Here is a 19,927-nt window from a genome sequence, read left to right as displayed (position 1 = left end):
TGAGGCCTTTCGGGTGGGGGCGGGCGTGGTGGTGCGCGCACGACGGCGGGGGCCGACATCGTGGGTGCGCAGACGCCAGAGGGGTGGAGACGATGCGTGGCACGCGCCAGACGAGACCCGACAGGTCGGTGGCGCGGCGAGATCGGCACGGCCGAGCGCAGAGACGGCTAGCGTGCGGCGACGGCGAGCAGCGGCGGGCGCGTGAGCGCGACGCGGCGTGCGGTGGGACTCAGCCGAAGGTCAACAACAGCAGGGCAGACAGCAGGTGGACTCCGTCAGCGGGCTCGCGTGACCGAGGTCAGCGGCGCGGTGAGCGGGGTCGTTCCACCCGTGTGTCACAGTCTGTCTCCTGAGGGATCGTGGCGCGGAGTACCCGCGACGAGCCATGCTAACGACCCCGTCCACGCTCTTCAACAGGACGGCCCCGTCGGAGCGGCGCTGCGCCAGCTCCGGTCTCCGGCGACCTGGCTCACCTGGGCTCGGGCGAGGCCCCCGGCCGGCCTGCCCCCGGCAGCGTCACGACGAGCTTCTGCGCGGAGACGCCAGCTCGCATCGTGTCGATCGCCCCTTGGAGAGCCTCCAGACCCTCGCCGACCACGGCAGGCCGAGGCGCGAGATGGTGCCGCCCTTCGGCGAGCGCCGCTGGCAGATAACCGGACCAGAGAGCAGGTCCGACGGCGCTCGACGCGATGGCACTCCCCCACACGAACCGAGCCCGTACGCCGTGCCGCAGGCAACGGGCCTGCAGCGCGACGTTGGACCAGACGAGGCGGGTCATCATCCGCACCCTCGACCACGCGAGCCCGCCGCGGCGCGGCTGGTCGTAGAAGGAGACCGACGGGCTGGTCAGCGCGACCCGCCGGGCGCCGGTCTGCGCAGCGATCGACACGCACGGCTCAGCGGATCCGACCGCGACGGCCACGATCCCGACGACCCGCGCACCCCGAGCAGCGGCGACGACCGACGCGACGACGTCGTCGTCGCGATAGTCGAAGACTGCTCGCGCCCCCAGCCTCCGCATGTCCTCGTGGTGACGCGGGGAGGCTGTGGTGATGACGCTGTAGCCCGCGGCACGGGCGAGCTGGATCGCGTTGCTCCCCACGCTCGTCGACCCGCCCCACACGACGACGACCTCGTCGTCTCGCCCGAACCCGTCGCCCGCCCCGGGATCGAGCCTGCTGAGGTCGAGACCCAGCTGGGACGTCTCGAAGAGCGCTGCGGCCGCCGTCGACAGCGCCAGCGGCAGCACGACGACGTCGTCGAACGACACCTGGTCGGGGACAGGGGCGGCTAGTGCCTCGTCAACCGCGACGAGATGCTGGAACCCTCCCCCGGAGACGTGGTCCCGCCCCTTCTCGAGCCCCGTCGCGTAGGCCACGACCCGGTCTCCGACCGTGAACCTGCTCGCACCGGGCCCCACGGCGACCACCGTCCCGGCGACGTCCTCGCCGAGCACCACCGGGTAGTCGAGCCACCGGTACATGAGGCGGCCGTTGGACTGGACGATCGCGTCGAGCGGGTTGACGGCGACGGCGCGCACCTCCACCACAACCTGGTGCGGGCCTGGGGTGGGTACCGGCGACGGTCGCACGACCAGGTCGGCGAAGGGAGCCTCGATCCACGCGGCGGAGTTGCTGATCATGAACGGCTCCAGAGATTGAATGATGACACGACGTGACATCACTCTAGGTCTGATGTCACTCCGTGTCATCATGGAGTCATGCCTCGATGGTCCCCCGACGCCGCCCTCGTCCTCGAAGAAGCCGCCATGGCCTTGTTCGCCGAGCACGGCTACGCAGAGACGACGGTCCCGCAGATCGCCGAGCGCGCCGGGCTGACCACCCGGACGTTCTTCAGGCACTTCACCGAGAAGCGGGAGGTCGTCTTCCTCCGCGACCGGGAGCTCCCGACCGCGGTGCTCACGATCCTCGACGCCCTCCCCCCAGGCCTGAGCACGCGGCAGCTCGTCGAGCAGGGACTGAGCCGGGCTGCGGTCGAGCTCGAGCAGTGGCGTGCGCCGATCAGCCGACGGGACGCGATCATCCGGACCGACGAGCACCTGCGCGAGCGGGAGCTCCTCAAGCTCGACCACCTCGCGGCCGCGGTCGAGCAGGGACTCGTGGCGCGACAGGTCCCGACGGCAGAGGCGCACGTGGCCTCGAAGGTCGCCGCGCTCGCCTTCGACCTCGCCCTGCGGCGGTGGCTGGATGCTGAGGGATCGTCGCTCCAGGACGAGCTCGACCGCGCCTGGTCCGCCCTCCGTCAGGTGTAGTGCTTCTCGCCCCGCGCGGCCTTCTCGACGACGTCCTGGATGCGCGCAGCCCGGACGGACGGCGTCTTGATGCCGCTGAGCCGGAAGTAGATACGGAACTTCTCGACCTTCGTGAGCCCGTCGATGAAGGCCGCGGCTGCCGGGTTGGCGTCGAGGGCGGCCTGGAGGTCGGGCGGGGCGACGGCGTCCTTCTGCCGGTAGGCGGCGTCCCACCGGCCGTCGGCCTGCGCACGGGCGACCTCGGCGAGCCCGCCGGGCTGCATCCGGCCCTCCTCGATCAACCGGGCGACGTGCTCGCGGTTGATCTTCGACCACGGGCTGTTCTTGCGGCGCGGGGTGAAGACGTTGAGCATGTAGTCGTCGTCGAGGCGCTGCGCCTGGCCGTCGATCCACCCGTAGCAGAGCGCGACGTCGAGGGCCTCGGACCACGTCATGCCGACGGCCGTGGAGGTCTTCTTGCGGAGCGTGAGGCGCACCCCGCCCGGGTCGGGTGACCCGGCGAGGTACTGCTCCCACTCCTCGACGGTGACGTCGAGCACGGGCTTGTCGGCGACGCTGACCATGACCGAGATCTTAGCGACGCCGTCTGACACCCGCGTGGCGCTCAGCGGGCGTCGCCGGTGCCCGTCGTCGGGGCGTGCTCCGCTGCCGTCGCCGACCAGCTCGCGAGGACCGCGAGCGCGTCGGCCGTCGGGCTCGACGGCGGGGCGCTGTAGGCCACGAGCTGGAGCCCGGGACCCGAGGCGAGGGCCATCGCCTCGTAGCTGAGGTCGAGGTCGCCGACCACGGGGTGGGTGATGCTCTTGGTGCCGGTGCTGTGCTGGCGCACGTCGTGCGAGGCCCACAGGCTCCGGAACGGCTCGCTGGCCACGGACAGCTCGCCGACGAGGTCGCTGAGCAGCCGGTCGTGCGGGGAGCGCCCTGCCTCCGAGCGCAGGAGGGCGACGGTCTGCGCGGCGGCGTCGTCCCAGTCCCGGTAGAAGGCGGGTGCCTGCGGGCTGGTGAAGACGAAGCGGCCGAAGTTCGCCGGTCGCTGCGGCTGCGTGGACATCTCGGAGAACACGGCACGTCCGAGCCGGTTGGTCGCGAGGACGTCGAGGCGGCCGTTCTGGACGAACGCCGGGACGTCGGCCATCGCGTCGAGGAGCTGCTGGACCGACGGGCGCACCTGCTGCGGGCGCGCGGGCCCGCGTCGGCGACGGGGCTGCGCACCCTCGTTCGCGGCGCGCACGAGGTCGTAGAGGTGGGTGCGTTCTGCGTCGTCGAGGTCGAGCGCCCGGCTGACGCCGTCGAGCACCGCCTCGGAGACGCCCTTGGCGTTGCCCCGCTCGAGGCGCACGTAGTACTCGACGCTCATGCCGGCGAGGAGCGCGACCTCCTCGCGGCGCAGCCCGGGGACGCGGCGGCGGCCGCCGAAGTCGGGGAGCCCCGCGTCGGCCGGGGTGCGTCGGGCCCGCCGGGAGACGAGGAACGCGCGGATGTCGTTCGGGGTGTCCATGACTGCGAACCTACGACACCTGCCGGGGCCGAGAGAGGTACTGGCAGTGACCCTGTCGACAGGGTCTGCCTCGGACCGCGCGTCGAGGGTTTGACTGACGTCCTCACCGCCGCACGTCACCGCACCCTCGCTCACGGAAGAAGCTCCTCATGAAGATCGCACGTCTCGCAGACCTCGAGGTCTCCCGCATCGGCCTCGGCGCCATGACCATGGCCGGCACGTACACCAGCGAGGGCTCCCTGGACCACGACGAGTCGGTCCGCACCATCCACCGCGCCCTGGACCTGGGCGTGACGCACATCGACACCGCCGAGATCTACGGTCCGTTCCTCAGCGAGGAGATCGTCGGGCGCGCGATCGCCGGGCGTCGCGACGACGTGGTCCTCGCGACCAAGTTCGGTCTGTTCTCCCGCGAGGCGGGAGAGCGCAGCGTCGACAGCAGCCCCTCGAACATCCGCACCGCGGTCGAGGGGTCGCTGCGCCGGCTGGGCACCGACCGCATCGACCTGTACTACCAGCACCGCGTCGACCGGAACGTCCCCATCGAGGAGACCGCGGGCGCCGTGGCCGAGCTCGTCGCCGAGGGCAAAGTCCTGCACTTCGGTCTGTCCGAGGCCTCCCCCGAGACCATCCGCCGCGCCCACGCCGTCCAGCCCGTCACCGCCCTGCAGACCGAGTACTCGCTGTGGACCCGCGACGTCGAGGACGAGATCCTCCCGCTCTTGCGCGAGCTGGGCATCGGGCTGGTCCCGTACTCGCCGCTCGGGCACGGCCTGCTCACCGGGCAGATCCGCACCGTCGACGACTTCGCCGACGACGACTGGCGCAAGACCAACCCGCGCTTCACGGGCGAGAACTTCCAGCGCAACCTCGCTCTCGTCGACGAGGTCACGGCCATCGGCGCCGAGGTCGGGGCGACCCCCGCGCAGACGGCGCTCGCCTGGCTGCTCACCCGCGGAGACGACATCGCACCGATCCCCGGGACCCGGCGGGTGAGCCGCGTCGAGGAGAACACCGCCGCCGACACGGTCGTGCTCACCGCCGACCAGGTGCACCGCCTCGACACCATGCAGCCTGCCGCCGGTGCACGGCACGACGAGGCCAACATGGCGTCGGTCGACGTCTGACGCGCTGCACCGAGGGAGGGCCTCACAGGCCCTCCTCGGTGCGCGGGCCGGGTCAGCGCGGGCGGCGTCGTGGCGGACGTGACCTTCGAGCCTGCCGACCCTGCGGTGCGCGACGCGCTCGACGCGGCCTACCACGCCAAGTACGACCGTTACGGCCCCAGTCCGGTCGGCGCCTTGACGGGCGACGACGTCCTCCGCACGACACTGCGCGTCATCCCGGTCGACTGACGGCCTGCCAGGGCCTGGCGGACGGGGGTACCGACAGCCCCTCCCACGGCGCGGCGACCGTGCCTAGCGTGGGAGGCATGGCACAGACATCGATCCCCACCCTGACCCTGAACAACGGCGTCACCATGCCCGCCCTCGGCTACGGCGTCTTCCAGACCTCTCCCGAGGAGACCCGCACCGCGGTGCAGACGGCGCTCGAGGTCGGCTACCGCCACGTCGACACCGCCGCCGCGTACGGCAACGAGCGCGAGGTGGGCGAGGCGATCCACCAGTCCGGCCTGGCCCGTGACGAGGTCTTCGTCGAGACGAAGGTCTGGATCAGCGACTACGGCACCGAGGCGACGCTGCTCGCCTTCGACAAGAGCGCAGGCAAGCTCGGCATCGATCAGGTCGACCTGCTGATCCTGCACCAGCCGCTCACCACGCAGTTCGACCTCACCATCGACGCCTACCGATCCCTCGAGACCCTCCTCGAGGCGGGCAAGGTCCGGGCCATCGGTGTCAGCAACTTCATGGAGCGTGACCTCACCGCCCTCCTCGAGGCGACGACGGTGGTCCCGGCCGTCAACCAGATCGAGGTGCACCCGTACTTCAGCCAGCCCGGCGTGCGCGCCCTCGGCGAGCAGCACGGGATCGTCACACAGGCCTGGTCCCCCATCGGCGGCATCACCTTCTACCCCGGCTGGGGCGACGAGCGCCGCAGCACCCTGAAGGACCCGACGATGACTGAGATCGCTGCGGCGCACGGCGTCACGCCCGCCCAGGTGATGCTCGGCTGGCACCTGCAGCAGGGCCGCTCGGCGATCCCCAAGTCGGTCACGCCGCACCGCATCACCGAGAACTTCGCGGTCGCCGACCTCGTGCTCACCGCAGCCGAGCTCGCGGCCGTCGACGCCCTCGACACCGGCGAGCGCGGCGGACCCGACCCGGCGACGATGACGCTCGAGACCTACGGACGCGACATCCCGGAGGCCTGAGCCGCCGCTCAGACAGGCACCTTCACCCTCCGGCGAAGGCGAGGCCGAGGCCGTCCAGCTCCTCCGCGAGGATCCGGACGGCCTTGGGGCCGACGCCGTGGATCCCGAGCAGCTCCCGCGTCGAGCGCGCGGCGAGCTGCTCGTAGGTGGTGATCCCGTGGACCGCGAGCTCACGTCGCGCGACTTTCCCGATGCGCGGCGTCAGCTCGCTGGTCTCGGGACCGGCCGGCTCGCTGGTCATCAGCGTCCCACCGGCTGCGACGCGAGCCGCACCGACACCTCGGCCGGCGCCGCCGTGAGGCGGGCGTTGGAGAGCACGCCCGGTCCGCACGCCGCGCTGCCCAAGCCGTGCTGGCGGGCGTCGAGGTGCAGCCAGAGCTTCCCGTCGGGCACGAGGTCGTGCGGGTGCGCGGCCTGGTCGAGTGCCGTGTCGGACCACGGGCGCAGCGACAGCTCGAGGCCTGCCGTGCTGCGGCCGCCGACACTGCTCGGTCCGGCGTCGAGCGTGAGCTCCGACCCGTCGGCGAAGGTCAGCTCCGCGTGGGTCACGCCGCGTCGGGCGCCGTTCTCCTGCGGGTGCGTGTAGCGCGTCTGCAGGCTGCGGACGGTGTGCTCGTACGCACCGCCGACGGCAGCCTTCCGGGAGTCGGAGTACGACTCCTCCGGGCCGAGCCCGTGCCAGCGCACGGCGACGTCCTCGGCTCCGGGCTCGTCGAGCACGAGCAGCACACCGAGGCGCGCGATGCTCTGGCCCCAGCGCCCCTCGGGGGTGATGGCGACGTGCAGGTCGACGTCGTCTGAGCCGTCGGCGACAGGGCGCCACGTGTACACGGTGCGGAACCCGTTGCGGGTGCGTGGGCCTGCGGTGCGGGCGGTCACGACCAGCGCGCCGTCCGTGATCTCGGCCGAGACCTTGCGCTCGGCGAGCAGGTGCAGGCCGCTCTCCTTCCAGACGCTCTCGTCCGAGAGGTCGACCCAGCTGCCCTCGCGACGGTCGTTGTCGGTCGGTGCGCGCCAGGCGTCCACGCGCAGCTCGGCCACCGGGCGCCCGTGCAGCTCGAGGAGGGTGCCGCGCGCGTCGAAGCGCGCGTGCCCGACGGTGAAGCCGTCCGAGGTCTGCTGCGCGCGGCCGGTCGCCTCCGGCAGGGAGACGGCCGGGGTCAGGGCGAGCTGGCCGCTGGACACGACGAACGACCCGGCCGCGTCGTCGAACCACGGTGCGTCGAGGTGGTCGGCCTCGTGCTGGACCGCACGCAGCGTCCACCAGGTCGGGGTGTGGTCGGGCGACGGCAGGTCGAGGCCCGCGGGCGGGGCGACGCTCCGCTCCTCACCGGGTGCGAGCACGAGGTCGTCGAGGGTGTCCGTGGCGAGGACGTCGTCCCCGTGGTGGAGGGTCCACTCGAAGGTCAGGTGCGAGGTGTCGCGGAAGGCGTACCGGTTGCGGACCAGCAGGGTGGTCCCGTCGGCCGTCGGGTCGAGGCGCACGGGTGCGAAGACCGCGGCCATCTCGACGAGCGACGGGGCCGGCGTGCGGTCGGGCAGGACGAGGCCGTCGGCGATGAAGGTGCCGTCGTGGAAGTCCTCGCCGAAGTCGCCGCCGTAGGCCGCGAACTCGGTCCCGTCGTCGGTGCGGCGCGTGAGGCCGTGGTCGATCCACTCCCAGATGAACCCGCCCATGAGTCGCGGGTACCGGTCGAAGATCGCGTCGTAGTCGCTCAGCCCGCCGGGACCGTTGCCCATCGCGTGCGCGTACTCGCACTGCAGGAACGGCATCTGACGGCGGCGGGCGTCGGCCTCGGCGCGGGCGAGCGGCGCCTCGACGCCCTGGCCGATGAGCTCGGTCTCCTCGCTCGTCGCGTACATGCGGGAGTACACGTCGACGTCGTCGGAGGACCAGTCGCCCTCGTAGTGCACCGGGCGGGTCGGGTCGAGGGCGCGGACGGCCGCGGTCATGGCGGCGACGTTGCACCCGCTGCCGGCCTCGTTGCCGAGCGACCACAGGACGATGCTCGGGTGGTGGGCGTCGCGGCGGACGGTCCGGGTGACACGGTCGACGAGGACGTCCTCCCACGCCGGGTCGTCGGTGGGGTTGCCGACCCATCCCCCGTCGATGAACCCGTGCGTCTCGAGGTCGTTCTCGTCGACGACGTACAGGCCGTGCTCGTCGCACAGGTCGAGGAAGTGCGGGTGCGGCGGGTAGTGGCTGGTGCGCACGGCGTTGACGTGGTGACGCTTCATGAGGAGGACGTCCTCGAGCATGCGCTCCGGGGTGACCGAGCGGCCACGAAGCGGGTCGAACTCGTGGCGGTTGACCCCACGCAGCTTCACGGGGGCGCCGTTGACGAGGAAGACCCCGTCCTCGATCGAGACGGTGCGGAACCCGGCACGGAGGGTGACGGTCTCCCCCGGCGTCGTCACGGTCACGTCGTAGAGACGCGGCCGCTCGGCGCTCCACGGCTCGACCTGCGCAGTCGCGGTCTCGCCGGCCGCGACGTCGATGCCGAGCTCGGGGACGGTGACGCGAGCCTCGGCAGATCCCTCGACCTCGACGGTGAGCGAGCCGGTCCCCGTGGTGTGGTCGTAGTCCGCGACGACGGTCGCGTGCGCGACGCTCGCCTCCGGCCGGTGCTCGAGGGTCACGCTGCGGAAGATGCCCGACAGCCACCACTGGTCCTGGTCCTCGACGTAGCTGAGCGCCGACCACTGGGTCACGCGGACCGAGAGCAGGTTCTCGCCCGGGACGACGACGTCGGTGACGTCGATCTCTGTCGCCAGGCGGGAGCCGTGCGAGGTGGCGACGACGGCGCCGTTGACCGACACCTCGAACCACGAGTCCACGCCCTCGAAGCGCAGGTAGGCGCGACCGTCAGCGGCCCACCCGGCCGGGACCTCGAAGGTCCGGCGGTACTCCCCCGTCGGGTTCGCGTCGGGCACGAAGGGCGGCTCGACCGGGAAGGGGTAGAGCACGTTGCTGTAGGCCGGGGTGCCGTAGGGCCAGGTGTCGGGTGCACCGGCGAGCTGCCAGTGCCCGGGGACCTCGATGGTGTCCCACTCGTCGCCGCGGTCTGCAGGGTCGGCACCGGTGTCGGCCGACGGGAACAGCCGGAAGCGCCACGGGCCGTCGAGGCTCACCGACGCGGCGTCGGAGGCGCCTGTCGGCGGGCGGAACCGCGCGGGAACGGTCCCGGTCGGCAGGCTGACGGTGTCGTGACGGGGCACGGGCGCTCCTCGAGGTCGGTGTCGGCGACGGGCGCCCGAGGTCGCGCCGACCAGGGGTGCCGGAGCGGGGAGAGGCCAGGGCGTCGTCGCCGTGTTCAACGATGAACACTATCGGGGTCGGGTGACGGCGCTCAACACGGACGGGCGTCCGTCCGCGTCGCGAGACGCACCTGGGGAGAGGCACCGCCGACGGGCGGGGGTCCGTCAGCCCAGCGCGGTCCCGGTGGTGTCGAGGTCGACCAGCCAGTGGTTGCGCAGGGTGAGAGCCCGCTCGGTGGCGGCGAGGATGCCGGCGACCAGCAGCGTGGTGTTGGCCCAGGCCGGCAGGTTGATCGGTGACGTGAAGGTGCCGAAGCGATCGGAGACGATGTCGAGCCGGGTCACCATCTCGAGGGCCAGCGGTGCGGCGACCACCAGGCCGACGAGCAGGACGACGACGGCGACCGCGCCGATCGCCGAGCTGGTGCGCGGGAACCGGCGCCCGAAGCGAGCCCTCAGGCCTTCGAGCGAGGTGCGGTCGGGGCGCAGGGTCCGCTCGGTCCCGTCGTCGAGGACGTAGTGCATGCGGGTCAGGCCGTACATGCTGATCGCGACGTCGACCACGCCACCGGGGACCGGGAAGGTTGCCGGGAGATCGGACCGGTGGACCTGCACGCCGTCGCGGTAGAGCGCGGCGGGGCTCGTGACCTTCTTGTCCTTCGCTCCCTCCTCCCCGATCTGGTCGGAGAGCTCGTCCGCGAGGTGGTGGACGTCGACGGCGTAGACCGGGGTGGGCTCGGCGGGCTCGGCTGTGCCCGCGGAACCTGCGGCACCCTCGGGCCCCGGCTGCTGCGGCTCGACGGCGTCGTCGAGGTAGAACAGCGACCGGTGCAGCCCCTGCCACAGCCGGAAGTCCTTCAGCGCGCTCCGGTCCCCCGGCTGCACCTTCGCGAGCCGCTTGCTGATCTTGCGTCGCCGGAACATCGTCCTCCAGAGAGGGCTGGGCGGCGGTCGGGCCGCGTGGGTGTGGCGGTCGTCAGGCTGGTCGTCGTGGTCCATACCGGGCAGACACCGGCCGGTACGTCTCTACCGACGATAGCGCTGGTCATCAGCCTGCCAGGCGTAGCACTGACCGACCCTCTCACCAGGCGATCCATTGAATCGTTCCAACAGGCTCTTGTGGTGCCGGACTAAAACCGGTTACAGTCCAGTCGTTCACAGGTGAACCGCAGCACGCGTCTCAGAGCAGAGCGCGTCCGACCAGGAGGGCTTCCCGATGGAGGGACCACCCGACGCACGCCCCACCCCGCCCCCGCAGGGCACCGGCATCAGCCGCCGCGCCGTCCTGCTCGGCGGCGCCTTCGCGGCCGCCGCCAGCCTCAGCGGCTGCTCCTTCATGACCCTCGAGCCGAGGGTCTCGTCGACACCCGTCGCCCCGCTCCCCGGCCAGAAGGAGGCCCCCATGCTGGCGGCGCGCGTCGCCGCCGGGACGCTCCCGCCGCTCGAGCAGCGCCTCCCGGTCGACCCGCAGGTCATCACGCCGACCGACCGCGAGGGCGTCTACGGCGGACGCTGGCGCAGCGGCATGCTCGGGACGGTCTCCGTCTACCAGGCCTACACCTACGCGGCGAGCGACGCACTGCTCAGCTGGGACCCGGACTTCACCGAGCCCGTCCCCGACATCGCCGAGTCCGTCGAGGTGCTCGACGGCGGCAAGACGTTCCTCTTCACGCTGCGCGAGGGCGTCCGCTGGTCCGACGGCGAGCCGTTCACGAGCGACGACGTCGTCTTCGCCTACGACGAGGTGATGAGCCACCCCGACCTGCTCGTCTCGCCCCCGCAGGAGTTCACGACCGACGGGACGCCCGGGCGCATCGAGAAGATCGACGACCGCCGGTTCGCCTTCCGCTTCGAGGGCGTCAACGGGATGTTCCTCGCCCACCTCGCCGGGCCCACCGGGTACATCCTCGTGCTCTACCCGCGCCACTACCTCGAGCAGTTCCACGCCGACCACACGCCCGGGGCAGACCAGGCCGCGCAGGACGCCGGCTTCGGGGGCTGGGGCGACCACTTCTTCTCCAAGGTCGGCCGCGGCTACTGGGACCTGCCCCGCTGGCAGACCACCGAGCTGCCGACCGTCGCGTGCTGGAACGTCCGCACACCGCTGGGCCAAGGGTCCCGCCTCGTGCTCGAGCGCAACCCCTACTACTACAAGGTCGACCCGTCCGGGCGTCAGCTGCCCTACCTCGACGAGGTGGTCCTCGAGATCATCGGCGACCCCCAGCTCATGACCATCCAGGCGTCCAACGGCGAGATCACCCTCCCGCAGAGCGACGTCACCACCCTCGACAACAAGCCCGTCCTCGCCGCCAACCGGGACCGCGGCCGCTACCACCTCGTCGAGGCCATCACGGCCGAGCAGAACCAGCTCTCGCTGCAGCTCAACCTCAACACCGAGGACCTCGGCCTGCGCGAGGTGTTCCTCGAGCGCGACTTCCGGGTGGCGCTGTCCCTCGCGACCGACCGCCGGCAGATCATCGACGCCGTCTACCAGCGTCAGGGCGAGCCCTGGCAGCTCGCCCCACGGCGCGAGTCACCGTTCTACGACGAGGAGATGGCCACCCAGCACACCGCCCTCGACCTCGACGCCGCGAACGCGCTGCTCGACGGGCTCGGGCTGACCGAGCGCGACGGCAACGGCCTCCGGCTGCGCCGCGACGGCGTCCCGCTCACCTTCGACATGGCCGTCATCACCCAGCGCCCGTCGTCCATCAGCGCGCTCGACCTCATCTCCCAGCAGTGGCGCCGCGTCGGCGTCGGGATGCGCGTCCAGTCGATGGACCGGTCGCTCTTCACCCAGCGCAGGTCCCTCAACCAGCTCGACGCAGCCGTCGGGTCGGCCGGGGGCGGGCTGCTCGACGCCATGTACGACCCACGCCTGTGGCTGCCGCACAACGCCGAGTGCCAGTGGGCACCGCTGTGGGCGCTGTGGTTCATCACGGACGGCGCCGAGGGCGAGGAGCCCATCGCGCCCGTGCTCGAGCAGATGGAGCTGTACCGCGAGCTGGGACGCACCCTCGACATGGACGAGCAGATGGCCCTGTTCCGCCAGGTGCTCGCCATCGCCAAGCGCGAGTTCTACACCATCGGCGTGTGCCTGCCCGCCGGTGACTACTCCGTGGTGCAGGACGACTTCGTCAACTTCCCCAGCACCTTCATCAGCAGCTTCATCTACCCCACGCCCGGCCCGATGCGGCCCGAGCAGTTCTCGATGGAGGCGACCGCAGGATGATCCGCTACGTCCTCCGGCGCGTGCTCATCGCCGTCCCGGTGCTGTTCCTCATCTCGATCGCCGCCTTCGCGATCATCCAGCTGCCGCCCGGCGACTACCTCACCACCTACGTGGCCGGGCTGCAGGCCTCGGGCCAGGCCGTCAACGCCGCCCAGGTGGCACAGCTCGCCGAGCAGTACGGGCTCAACCAGCCGATCTGGGTCCAGTACCTCAAGTGGATCGGCAACGTCCTCCAGGGCGACTTCGGCACGTCCTTCGAGTGGAACCAGCCCGTCTCGACGCTGCTCGCCGAACGTCTCCCGCTGACCATCGTCCTGGCGGTCACCACGCTGCTCTTCACGTGGCTGCTCGCCTTCCCGGCCGGAATCTACTCGGCCCTGCGCCAGTACTCCTGGGGCGACTACAGCATCACGGTCCTCGCGTTCCTCGGCATCGCCGTCCCGAACTTCCTCATCGCGCTCGTCCTCGCGTGGATCAGCTCGTCGGTGTTCGGGCAACCCATCGGCGGGCTGTTCTCCGCGGAGTACGTCGACGCGTCGTGGAACCTCGGCAAGGTGCTCGACCTCCTCGCGCACATCTGGGTGCCCATCGTGGTGCTCGGTGCTGCCGGGACGGCCGGGCTGATGCGGATCCTGCGCGCCAACCTGCTCGACGAGCTGCGCCGCCCGTACGTCACCGCAGCCCGTGCGCGAGGGATCCCCGAGCGTCGTCTCATCGTCCGCTACCCGCTCCGCGTGGCGCTCAACCCGTTCATCTCGACGATCGGGTGGGTGCTGCCCGCGCTCATCTCGGGCGAGGTGATCGTGGCCCAGGTGCTGGCGCTGCCCACCACCGGCCCGCTCCTGGTCAGCGCCCTCACCAGCCAGGACATGTTCCTCGCCGGCTCGATCATCCTCATCATCAGCACGCTCACCGTCATCGGCTCGCTCGTCTCCGACGTGGCCCTGGCGCTGCTGGACCCCCGCATCCGACTCAGCTACCAGTGAGGTGCCTCCCATGGCTACCAGCCTGCAGACCGTCTCTGCCGTCCCGTCCGACGACGGCAAGCCCGCGGTGGCACCTCAGCTGCCGCAGCGCACGCTCGTCTGGATGGCGTTCCGGCGCCACCGCCTGGCCTACGCGAGCCTGTTCGTCATCGTCGCCGCGTACGTCCTCGCGATGTTCTCCGGGTTCTTCGCGCCCTACAGCACCCAGCACCTGGTGGCGGACCGCACCTACGCCCCGCCCCAGGCCGTCCACCTGTTCTCCGACGAGGGCTTCGGCCTCCACGCCTACGGGCAGAGCGCGACGCAGGACCCGGAGACCCTCGAGCTCACCTGGTCGACCGACACCAGCGAGCGCGTCGACCTGGGGTTCTTCGTGCAGGGCGAGCCGTACTCGCTGCTCGGCCTGACGGTCGACCGGCACTTCTTCGGCCCCATGGACCCGTCCGAGACCGTGTTCCTGCTCGGCTCGGACCGGGTGGGGCACGACATGTTGAGCATGCTGCTGCACGGCGCCCGGACGTCGCTGACCATCGGTCTGGTCGGCGTCGCGATCGCCTTCGTCATCGGCATCGTGCTCGGCAGCGTGTCCGGGTACTACGGCGGGCGGACCGACACGGTCATCCAGCGCATCATCGAGTTCTTCATGTCGATGCCCACGCTCCCGCTGTGGCTCGGCCTGGCGGCCGCGCTGCCGACGTCGTGGAGCGGGACACAGCGGTACTTCGCCATCACGCTCATCGTGGCCGTCATCGGCTGGACCGACCTCGCTCGGGTGGTCCGGGGGCGCTTCCTGTCGCTGCGCGACGAGCAGTACGTCGTGGCAGCACGTCTCGACGGAGCCTCGACCCCGCGGCTCATCGGCCGCTACCTCGTGCCGTCCATGACCAGCCACCTCATCGCCTCGGTGACGCTGTCGGTGCCCGGGATGATCCTCGCCGAGACCGCGCTGTCGTTCCTGGGGCTGGGGATCCAGCCGCCCGACGTCAGCTGGGGCGTGCTGCTCCAGGAGGCGCAGAACCTGCGCGCCCTCACCACCGCGCCGTGGCTCCTCCTCCCGGGTCTGGCCGTGATCATCACGGTGCTGGCCATGAACTTCATCGGCGACGGGCTCCGCGACGCCGCCGACCCGTACCAGACCCAGTCCCTCGGAGGAGCGCGCTCATGACCGTCACCACGCCCGTCACCGGCTCGGCCGCCGACGCCACCGAGGACCTCATCCTGTCCGTGCGCGGCCTGCGCACCACCTTCGCCGGGCTGCACGGCCCGGTCCACGCCGTCCAGGACGTCGACCTCGACCTGCGCCGGGGCACGACCCTCGCGGTCGTCGGCGAGTCCGGGTCCGGCAAGTCCGTGACGGTGCGCTCCCTGCTGGGGATCCTCGACCCCGGCGGGCGCGTCGAGGCCGGCACCGCCCTGTTCCGCGCCGGCGCCGGCGACGCACCCGTCGACCTCCTGCAGCTCGGGCCCAAGAGCACCGCGCTGCGCGAGGTGCGCGGCAAGCAGGTGGGCATGATCTTCCAGGAGCCCATGGCGTCCCTCTCCCCCATGCAGACCATCGGCGCGCACATCGTCGAGGTCCTGCGCATCCACCTGGGCATGACCAAGGCCGAGGCCCGCGAGCGCGGCATCTCCCTGCTGCGGCGGGTGGGCATCGCGGACCCGGCGCGCTGCATGGACAGCTACTCGTTCCAGCTGTCGGGCGGCATGTGCCAGCGTGCGATGATCGCGCTGGCGCTGGCGTGCGACCCGCGGCTGCTCATCGCCGACGAGCCGACCACGGCGCTCGACGTCACGACCCAGGCGAAGGTCCTCGACCTGCTGGAGGAGACGACGGCGGAGTCGAACCTGTCGGTCCTGTTCATCACGCACGACCTCGGTGTGGTCGCGCGGGTGGCCGACCACGTGGCGGTGATGCGGTACGGGGCGCTCGTGGAGAGCGGGCCGGCGGCGCAGGTCTTCGAGGACCCGCAGCACGAGTACACCCAGCAGCTGGTGCGCGCGTCGACGGTGAAGCCCCGGCACGCGCGAGCACAGCCGCGGGCCGAGAGCGGCGCGAGCGCTCCGGCGGACCTGCTGCCGGTCGTGGAGGTCAGCGACCTGCACGTGACCTTCGGCGGGAAGGCGCGGGCCTTCTCGCGCAGGGCCGAGCCGGTGCACGCCGTCGCGGGGGTGACCCTCGAGGTGCTGCCGGGCGAGACCCTCGGTCTGGTCGGTGAGTCGGGCTCGGGGAAGACGACGACAGGCCGGGCGGTCGTGGGTGCGCAGGTCACCACGGGCGGCTCGGTCGTCTACCGCGACGCCGACGGCGTCACGCACGACCTCGTCGCGATGTCGAAGGAGGCACGGCGCGGGTTCCGGACCGACGTCCGCATGGTGTTCCAGGACCCGTACACCTCGCTCAACCCGCGGATGCGGCTGCTCGAGATCCTCGCGGAGCCGTTGCGCATCAACCACCTGGCGTCAGGCTCCGAGATGCAGGACCGCGTGGCGGCAGCCCTGGAGCGGGTGGGGCTCGAGGCGGACCACATGAACCGGTACCCGCACGCGTTCTCGGGCGGGCAGCGTCAGCGGGTCAACATCGCGCGGGCGCTCATCACCGAGCCGCGCCTCGTGGTCGCCGACGAGGCGGTGTCGGCCCTCGACGTGTCGGTCCGGGCGCAGATCCTCGAGCTGCTCAACGGGCTGCAGGACGACTTCGGCCTCGCGTACCTGTTCATCTCGCACGACCTGTCGGTCGTGGAGTCCGTGTGCGACCGCGTGGCGGTGATGCAGCACGGGATGATCGTGGAGTCCCGCCCCACGGCGGACCTGTTCGCCGAGCCGCAGCACGAGTACACGCGGATGCTGCTGGACTCGGTGCCGGTGCCCGACCCGAGCGCGTACGCGCGCCGATGAGCAGAGGAACCCAGTGACCGGACAAGAACGCCGAGTGACCATCGACGACGTGGCCCGCCTGGCCGGGGTGTCGAAGGCCACCGTCTCCCGACACCTCAACGGCAAGAGCTGGGTGAGCCCGGACGCGACCCGCGCGGTCGGCGAGGCCATCGAGGCCCTGGGCTACGTGCCGAACGGCTCGGCGCAGAAGCTCGCCAAGCAGCGGACGGACTACGTGGGCTGCGTGTTCTCCGAGCCGATGCTGTCGCTGTCGGAGAACCCGGTGTTCGCGGTGCTGCTGCAGGACATCACGCGTGAGCTGTCGGTGTCGGGGCGCTCGACGGTGCTGCTCTTCGCGCAGACGCCCGAGGAGGAGGAACGGGTGCTGCACTACGCCCGGGCCCGGCACGTCGACGGGATCATCATCATGACCCCGGTCGCCGGCAGCCGTCTGCTCACCGAGCTGGTGCGCACCGGCTTCCCGACGGTCACCACCGGGCCGGTGTCCGACGACCCGGACTGGCCCGTGCCGTACGCGGGCGTGGACGACGCGATGGGCAGCACGCAGGCCGTCGAGCACCTGCTCGAGACGGGGCGGCGTGCGATCGGCGTCGTCTCCGGCCCGCTGCGCACCCCGGGTGCGCACACCCGGCTGCAGGCAGCCGTCGACGCGCTCGACGGCGCCCCCGCCGAGCGCGTCGAGGAGGCGGCTGCGTTCACGGTCGCGGCCGGGTACGAGGCCGCGCGGGTCCTGCTCGAGCGCTGCCCCGACCTCGACGCCCTGTACGTGGCCTCCGACGTCCTCGCGATCGGCGCGGCCGACTACCTCCAGCGGTCCGGCCGCCGGATCCCCGAGGACGTGGCGCTGGTGGGCTTCGACAACGTCGCGACCAACCCGCCGCTGACCACCGTCGCCCCCGTGGGCTCGGGCACCTCGCCCGCCGCGCTCATCACCGACCTGCTCGACGGCAAGACCGTCCGGTCGGTCCTCAACCCGACCATGCTCGTCCGCCGCACGAGCACCTGACCCACGACCGAAGGACCTCTCCGAACCATGACTGCCGCTCCCGCCTCGACCTCCCCCCAGACCCTCGTCCGGCTGCGCGCTGCTGGCTGGCCGCAGCCCGAGCGGGCGGCCAGCATGCCGGACGCCCGTGACGGCGCGACGACCATCACCGTGACCGACCGGTGCCTGTCGCGCGACGGGGTGCCGTGGGTCCCGGTGACGGGCGAGATGCACTACAGCCGCGTGCCCCGCCACCGCTGGGCCGAGACGCTGCGCCTCATGAGGGCCGGCGGGATCACGGTGGTCGCGACGTACCTGCCGTGGATCCACCACCAGCCCGAGCGCGGCACCGCGCCGCGGTTCGACGACGGCCTCGACGTCGCCGAGCTCGTCCGGCTGGCCGCGGCCGAGGGCCTGGACGTGGTGCTGCGGGTGGGTCCGTGGTGCCACGGCGAGGTCCGCAACGGCGGGCTCCCCGACTGGGTGGTCGCGGCCCCGTACACCGAGCGGACCGACGACCCCGCGTACCTCGAGGACGTCCGGACATGGTTCGGCCACCTCGGCGACCAGCTGCGCGACTGGTGCGAGCCCGGTGGACCGGTGGTCGGCGTGCAGGTCGAGAACGAGATCTACGACCAGCCCGACCACATCAGCACCCTGAAGCAGATCGCACGGGAGGTCGGGATCCGGGCTCCGCTGTGGACGGCGACCGCCTGGGGCGGGGCCGACATCCCGGTCGGCGACGTCTTCCCCATGTACGGCGGGTACCAGGACGGGTTCTGGCTCGACACCCACGACCGCTGGGAGGACCACGGGTTCGCCGGGCAGTTCAGCTTCTCGGACCAGTGGGACGCCCCCGAGATCGGCGCCGACCTCGCCGGCGACAGCCGCACCGCGCCGGTCCTCGACGCGTCGGCGGCGGCTGCGCCACGACCCGAGTTCCCGCCGGCCACCTGCGAGCTCGGCGGTGGCATGGCCAGCGCCTACCACCGGCGCATCGACGCGCAGGGCCGTGACACCGCGGCCATCGCGCACTGCAAGGCCGGGAGCGGGTCGGTGTGGCAGGGGTACTACATGTACGCGGGCGGCACGAACCCCGGCCCCGACCTGCAGGAGTCGCACGCGACCGGGTACCCCAACGACCTGCCCGAGCTCAACTACGACTTCCGGGCGCCCGTCGGAGCGCACCTGCAGCTGCGCGAGAGCTTCCACCGGCTGCGCGGGCAGCACGCCTTCCTCGCCGCCTACGGCTCCCGGCTGGCGCAGATGCCGTCGACCGCGGGCAGCAGCCCGGCGCAGTGGGCGCTGCGCAGCGACGGCCGGTCCGGGTTCCTGTACCTCAGCACCCACCGCCCGTACGCCTCGCTCCCCGGGCTCGACGGGACGCGCTTCGAGGTCGACCTCGACGAGCAGACGGTGCGTGTCCCGCACGTGCCCGTCGACGTCCCGAGCGGCGCGACCGCGGCCTGGCCCGTGATGCTCGACCTCGGCGAGACGATGCTGCGCTGGGCGACCGCGACGGTCCTCACCCGGCTCGACACGCCCCAGGGTGAGCCGTTGCTCGTGCTGACCGCCGCCCCCGGGGTGCCCGTGCACCTGGGCTTCCCGGCCGACCACGAGGTGACCGTCGAGAGAACCGGTGCCGAGAGCGCCGGTGCTGGTGGTCGGGCTGCCGTCCTCGTCGACGGCGACCCGGGCGAGAGCGTCCTGAAGGACGTGGTGCCGTCGGCCACGACCGTCGTGCGGGTCGACGGGCCGCAGGGCCGTGCCCGCATCCTCGTGCTCAGCGAGGAGGACGCGCTGCGCGCCTGGACCCCGACGGTCGACGGGCGGCTGCGCCTGGTCCTCACCGACGCCGAGGCGGTCTACGAGGCTCCCGGCGGGGAGACTGCCGCCGGGGATACTGCCACCGGGCTGCGGGTCCTGACGTCCTGCCCGGCGAGCGTCGACGTCCTCGGGATCGACGCGGGCGCCGGCTACGAGCGTCACGACGTCGCGCACGACGTCGTCGAGCCACGGATCACCGTCGAGCTCGTGCGCGCCGCACGCGAGCCGGCACCGGCGGTCGTCACGGTCCCGGACCGCGCCAGTGCACCCACCGCGTCCGACGTCGAGGAACGTTCCGCCCGGTACCGCGTGACGGTGACGGGCCTCGCGCGGGCGGGCGAGAGGTCGCTGCTGCGCCTCGACCTCGTCGGGGACGTCGCACGCTCGACCTTCGACGGTCGCGCCGAGGACCTGTTCTGGAACGGCGCCGAGTGGGACGTCGACATCACCCCCACGACGGACGCCGAGGAGCGGGTGGTCGACGTGCTGGTCTACCCGATCACCGACCAGACCCCCGTCCGCCTGCCCGAGCGCGCCGAGCACGCCAGGTCGCTCACCACCGGCCCGACGGCCGAGATCCAGTCGGCCGAGGTGCTCACCTTCCGCACGACCACGCTCTCGTTCCCCTGACCAGCCCGACCT

The 19,927-nt window shown here is 71.9% G+C and carries 15 protein-coding genes and 1 pseudogene; 10 read left to right on the top strand and 6 right to left on the bottom strand.

What is annotated here, in order from left to right; all coding sequences use genetic code 11:
• Positions 1-469: 469 nt before the first annotated feature.
• A complete protein-coding gene (locus SKED_RS07065) occupies positions 470-1,642 on the bottom strand; it encodes a zinc-binding alcohol dehydrogenase family protein (protein WP_012866445.1) in 1,173 nt (390 codons plus the stop codon).
• A gap of 78 nt (positions 1,643-1,720) precedes the next feature.
• Between SKED_RS07065 and SKED_RS20495 the strand changes: the two genes are divergently transcribed.
• Entirely contained in the window at positions 1,721-2,272 is a 552-nt protein-coding gene (locus SKED_RS20495; protein ID WP_012866444.1) for a TetR/AcrR family transcriptional regulator, read from the top strand.
• On the opposite strand, the gene SKED_RS07055 is transcribed toward SKED_RS20495, so the two are convergent.
• Together SKED_RS07055 and SKED_RS07050 are read right to left on the bottom strand one after the other, a co-directional pair.
• A complete protein-coding gene (locus SKED_RS07055) occupies positions 2,263-2,835 on the bottom strand; it encodes a YdeI/OmpD-associated family protein (RefSeq protein ID WP_012866443.1) in 573 nt (190 codons plus the stop codon). The two genes, SKED_RS20495 and SKED_RS07055, sit on opposite strands and share 10 nt — an antisense overlap.
• A gap of 41 nt (positions 2,836-2,876) precedes the next feature.
• The gene (locus SKED_RS07050; protein WP_012866442.1) at positions 2,877-3,770 is read right to left on the bottom strand and encodes a helix-turn-helix domain-containing protein; all 894 of its coding nucleotides are present in this window, start codon (positions 3,768-3,770) and stop codon (positions 2,877-2,879) included.
• A 149-nt stretch (positions 3,771-3,919) separates the two neighbouring features.
• Here SKED_RS07050 and SKED_RS07045 point away from each other — a divergent pair, with 149 nt between their 5' ends.
• The 3 genes and pseudogenes from SKED_RS07045 (at position 3,920) to SKED_RS07035 (ending at position 6,102) form a co-directional block, all read left to right on the top strand.
• Positions 3,920-4,897, top strand: coding sequence for an aldo/keto reductase (locus SKED_RS07045; RefSeq protein ID WP_012866441.1), 978 nt, complete (start codon positions 3,920-3,922; stop codon positions 4,895-4,897).
• A gap of 54 nt (positions 4,898-4,951) precedes the next feature.
• Positions 4,952-5,125, top strand: a pseudogene (locus SKED_RS19430) (DUF2255 family protein); the annotation flags it as partial.
• Positions 5,126-5,202: 77 nt separating this feature from the next.
• On the top strand, positions 5,203-6,102 hold the full coding sequence (locus SKED_RS07035) for an aldo/keto reductase (protein WP_012866439.1): 900 nt from the start codon (positions 5,203-5,205) through the stop codon (positions 6,100-6,102).
• 22 nt (positions 6,103-6,124) lie between these two features.
• Here SKED_RS07035 and SKED_RS07030 read toward each other — a convergent pair whose 3' ends face one another.
• The 3 genes from SKED_RS07030 to SKED_RS07020 all read right to left on the bottom strand — a co-directional run bounded on the left by SKED_RS07030 (position 6,125) and on the right by SKED_RS07020 (position 10,284).
• Complete coding sequence (locus tag SKED_RS07030) at positions 6,125-6,343, bottom strand: helix-hairpin-helix domain-containing protein (protein WP_012866438.1); 219 nt, start codon at positions 6,341-6,343, stop codon at positions 6,125-6,127.
• A complete protein-coding gene (locus SKED_RS07025) occupies positions 6,343-9,321 on the bottom strand; it encodes a glycoside hydrolase family 2 TIM barrel-domain containing protein (protein ID WP_012866437.1) in 2,979 nt (992 codons plus the stop codon). The genes SKED_RS07030 and SKED_RS07025 overlap by 1 nt, the downstream gene beginning before the upstream one ends.
• 204 nt (positions 9,322-9,525) lie before the next feature.
• Positions 9,526-10,284 (bottom strand): hypothetical protein, encoded by a 759-nt coding sequence (locus SKED_RS07020; protein ID WP_042438806.1) that lies wholly within the window; start codon positions 10,282-10,284, stop codon positions 9,526-9,528.
• Positions 10,285-10,576: 292 nt separating this feature from the next.
• Between SKED_RS07020 and SKED_RS07015 the strand changes: the two genes are divergently transcribed.
• From SKED_RS07015 to SKED_RS06990, 6 genes are read left to right on the top strand one after another with little or no spacing between them, the layout of a single operon-like run.
• Complete coding sequence (locus SKED_RS07015; RefSeq protein ID WP_012866435.1) at positions 10,577-12,592, top strand: ABC transporter substrate-binding protein; 2,016 nt, start codon at positions 10,577-10,579, stop codon at positions 12,590-12,592.
• Positions 12,589-13,578 carry an ABC transporter permease gene (locus SKED_RS07010; protein ID WP_012866434.1) on the top strand — a complete coding sequence of 330 codons (990 nt, stop codon included), beginning with the start codon at positions 12,589-12,591 and terminating at the stop codon, positions 13,576-13,578. Before SKED_RS07015 ends, SKED_RS07010 begins: the two co-directional genes overlap by 4 nt.
• 10 nt (positions 13,579-13,588) lie before the next feature.
• Positions 13,589-14,743, top strand: coding sequence for an ABC transporter permease (locus SKED_RS07005; protein ID WP_012866433.1), 1,155 nt, complete (start codon positions 13,589-13,591; stop codon positions 14,741-14,743).
• Complete coding sequence (locus tag SKED_RS07000; RefSeq protein WP_012866432.1) at positions 14,740-16,473, top strand: ABC transporter ATP-binding protein; 1,734 nt, start codon at positions 14,740-14,742, stop codon at positions 16,471-16,473. The genes SKED_RS07005 and SKED_RS07000 overlap by 4 nt, the downstream gene beginning before the upstream one ends.
• A 34-nt stretch (positions 16,474-16,507) precedes the next feature.
• The gene (locus SKED_RS06995) at positions 16,508-17,479 is read left to right on the top strand and encodes a LacI family DNA-binding transcriptional regulator (RefSeq protein ID WP_169310137.1); all 972 of its coding nucleotides are present in this window, start codon (positions 16,508-16,510) and stop codon (positions 17,477-17,479) included.
• 27 nt (positions 17,480-17,506) lie between these two features.
• A complete protein-coding gene (locus SKED_RS06990; RefSeq protein ID WP_012866430.1) occupies positions 17,507-19,915 on the top strand; it encodes a beta-galactosidase in 2,409 nt (802 codons plus the stop codon).
• Positions 19,916-19,927: the final 12 nt, after the last annotated feature.

Source organism: Sanguibacter keddieii DSM 10542 (assembly GCF_000024925.1).
Lineage (GTDB): Bacteria > Actinomycetota > Actinomycetes > Actinomycetales > Cellulomonadaceae > Sanguibacter > Sanguibacter keddieii.
Note: the sequence above shows the minus strand (reverse complement) of the source record. Positions and strands in the feature narration are given on the sequence as shown.

What these genes read in the sequence shown, in the direction of transcription:
- SKED_RS07065 (WP_012866445.1), bottom strand. Translation starts at nt 1,642, where the DNA reads ATGATCAGCAACTCCGCCGCGTGGATCGAGGCTCCCTTCGCCGACCTG.
- SKED_RS20495 (WP_012866444.1), top strand. Translation starts at nt 1,721, where the DNA reads ATGCCTCGATGGTCCCCCGACGCCGCCCTCGTCCTCGAAGAAGCCGCC.
- SKED_RS07055 (WP_012866443.1), bottom strand. Translation starts at nt 2,835, where the DNA reads ATGGTCAGCGTCGCCGACAAGCCCGTGCTCGACGTCACCGTCGAGGAG.
- SKED_RS07050 (WP_012866442.1), bottom strand. Translation starts at nt 3,770, where the DNA reads ATGGACACCCCGAACGACATCCGCGCGTTCCTCGTCTCCCGGCGGGCC.
- SKED_RS07045 (WP_012866441.1), top strand. Translation starts at nt 3,920, where the DNA reads ATGAAGATCGCACGTCTCGCAGACCTCGAGGTCTCCCGCATCGGCCTC.
- SKED_RS07035 (WP_012866439.1), top strand. Translation starts at nt 5,203, where the DNA reads ATGGCACAGACATCGATCCCCACCCTGACCCTGAACAACGGCGTCACC.
- SKED_RS07030 (WP_012866438.1), bottom strand. Translation starts at nt 6,343, where the DNA reads ATGACCAGCGAGCCGGCCGGTCCCGAGACCAGCGAGCTGACGCCGCGC.
- SKED_RS07020 (WP_042438806.1), bottom strand. Translation starts at nt 10,284, where the DNA reads ATGTTCCGGCGACGCAAGATCAGCAAGCGGCTCGCGAAGGTGCAGCCG.
- SKED_RS07015 (WP_012866435.1), top strand. Translation starts at nt 10,577, where the DNA reads ATGGAGGGACCACCCGACGCACGCCCCACCCCGCCCCCGCAGGGCACC.
- SKED_RS07010 (WP_012866434.1), top strand. Translation starts at nt 12,589, where the DNA reads ATGATCCGCTACGTCCTCCGGCGCGTGCTCATCGCCGTCCCGGTGCTG.
- SKED_RS07005 (WP_012866433.1), top strand. Translation starts at nt 13,589, where the DNA reads ATGGCTACCAGCCTGCAGACCGTCTCTGCCGTCCCGTCCGACGACGGC.
- SKED_RS07000 (WP_012866432.1), top strand. Translation starts at nt 14,740, where the DNA reads ATGACCGTCACCACGCCCGTCACCGGCTCGGCCGCCGACGCCACCGAG.
- SKED_RS06990 (WP_012866430.1), top strand. Translation starts at nt 17,507, where the DNA reads ATGACTGCCGCTCCCGCCTCGACCTCCCCCCAGACCCTCGTCCGGCTG.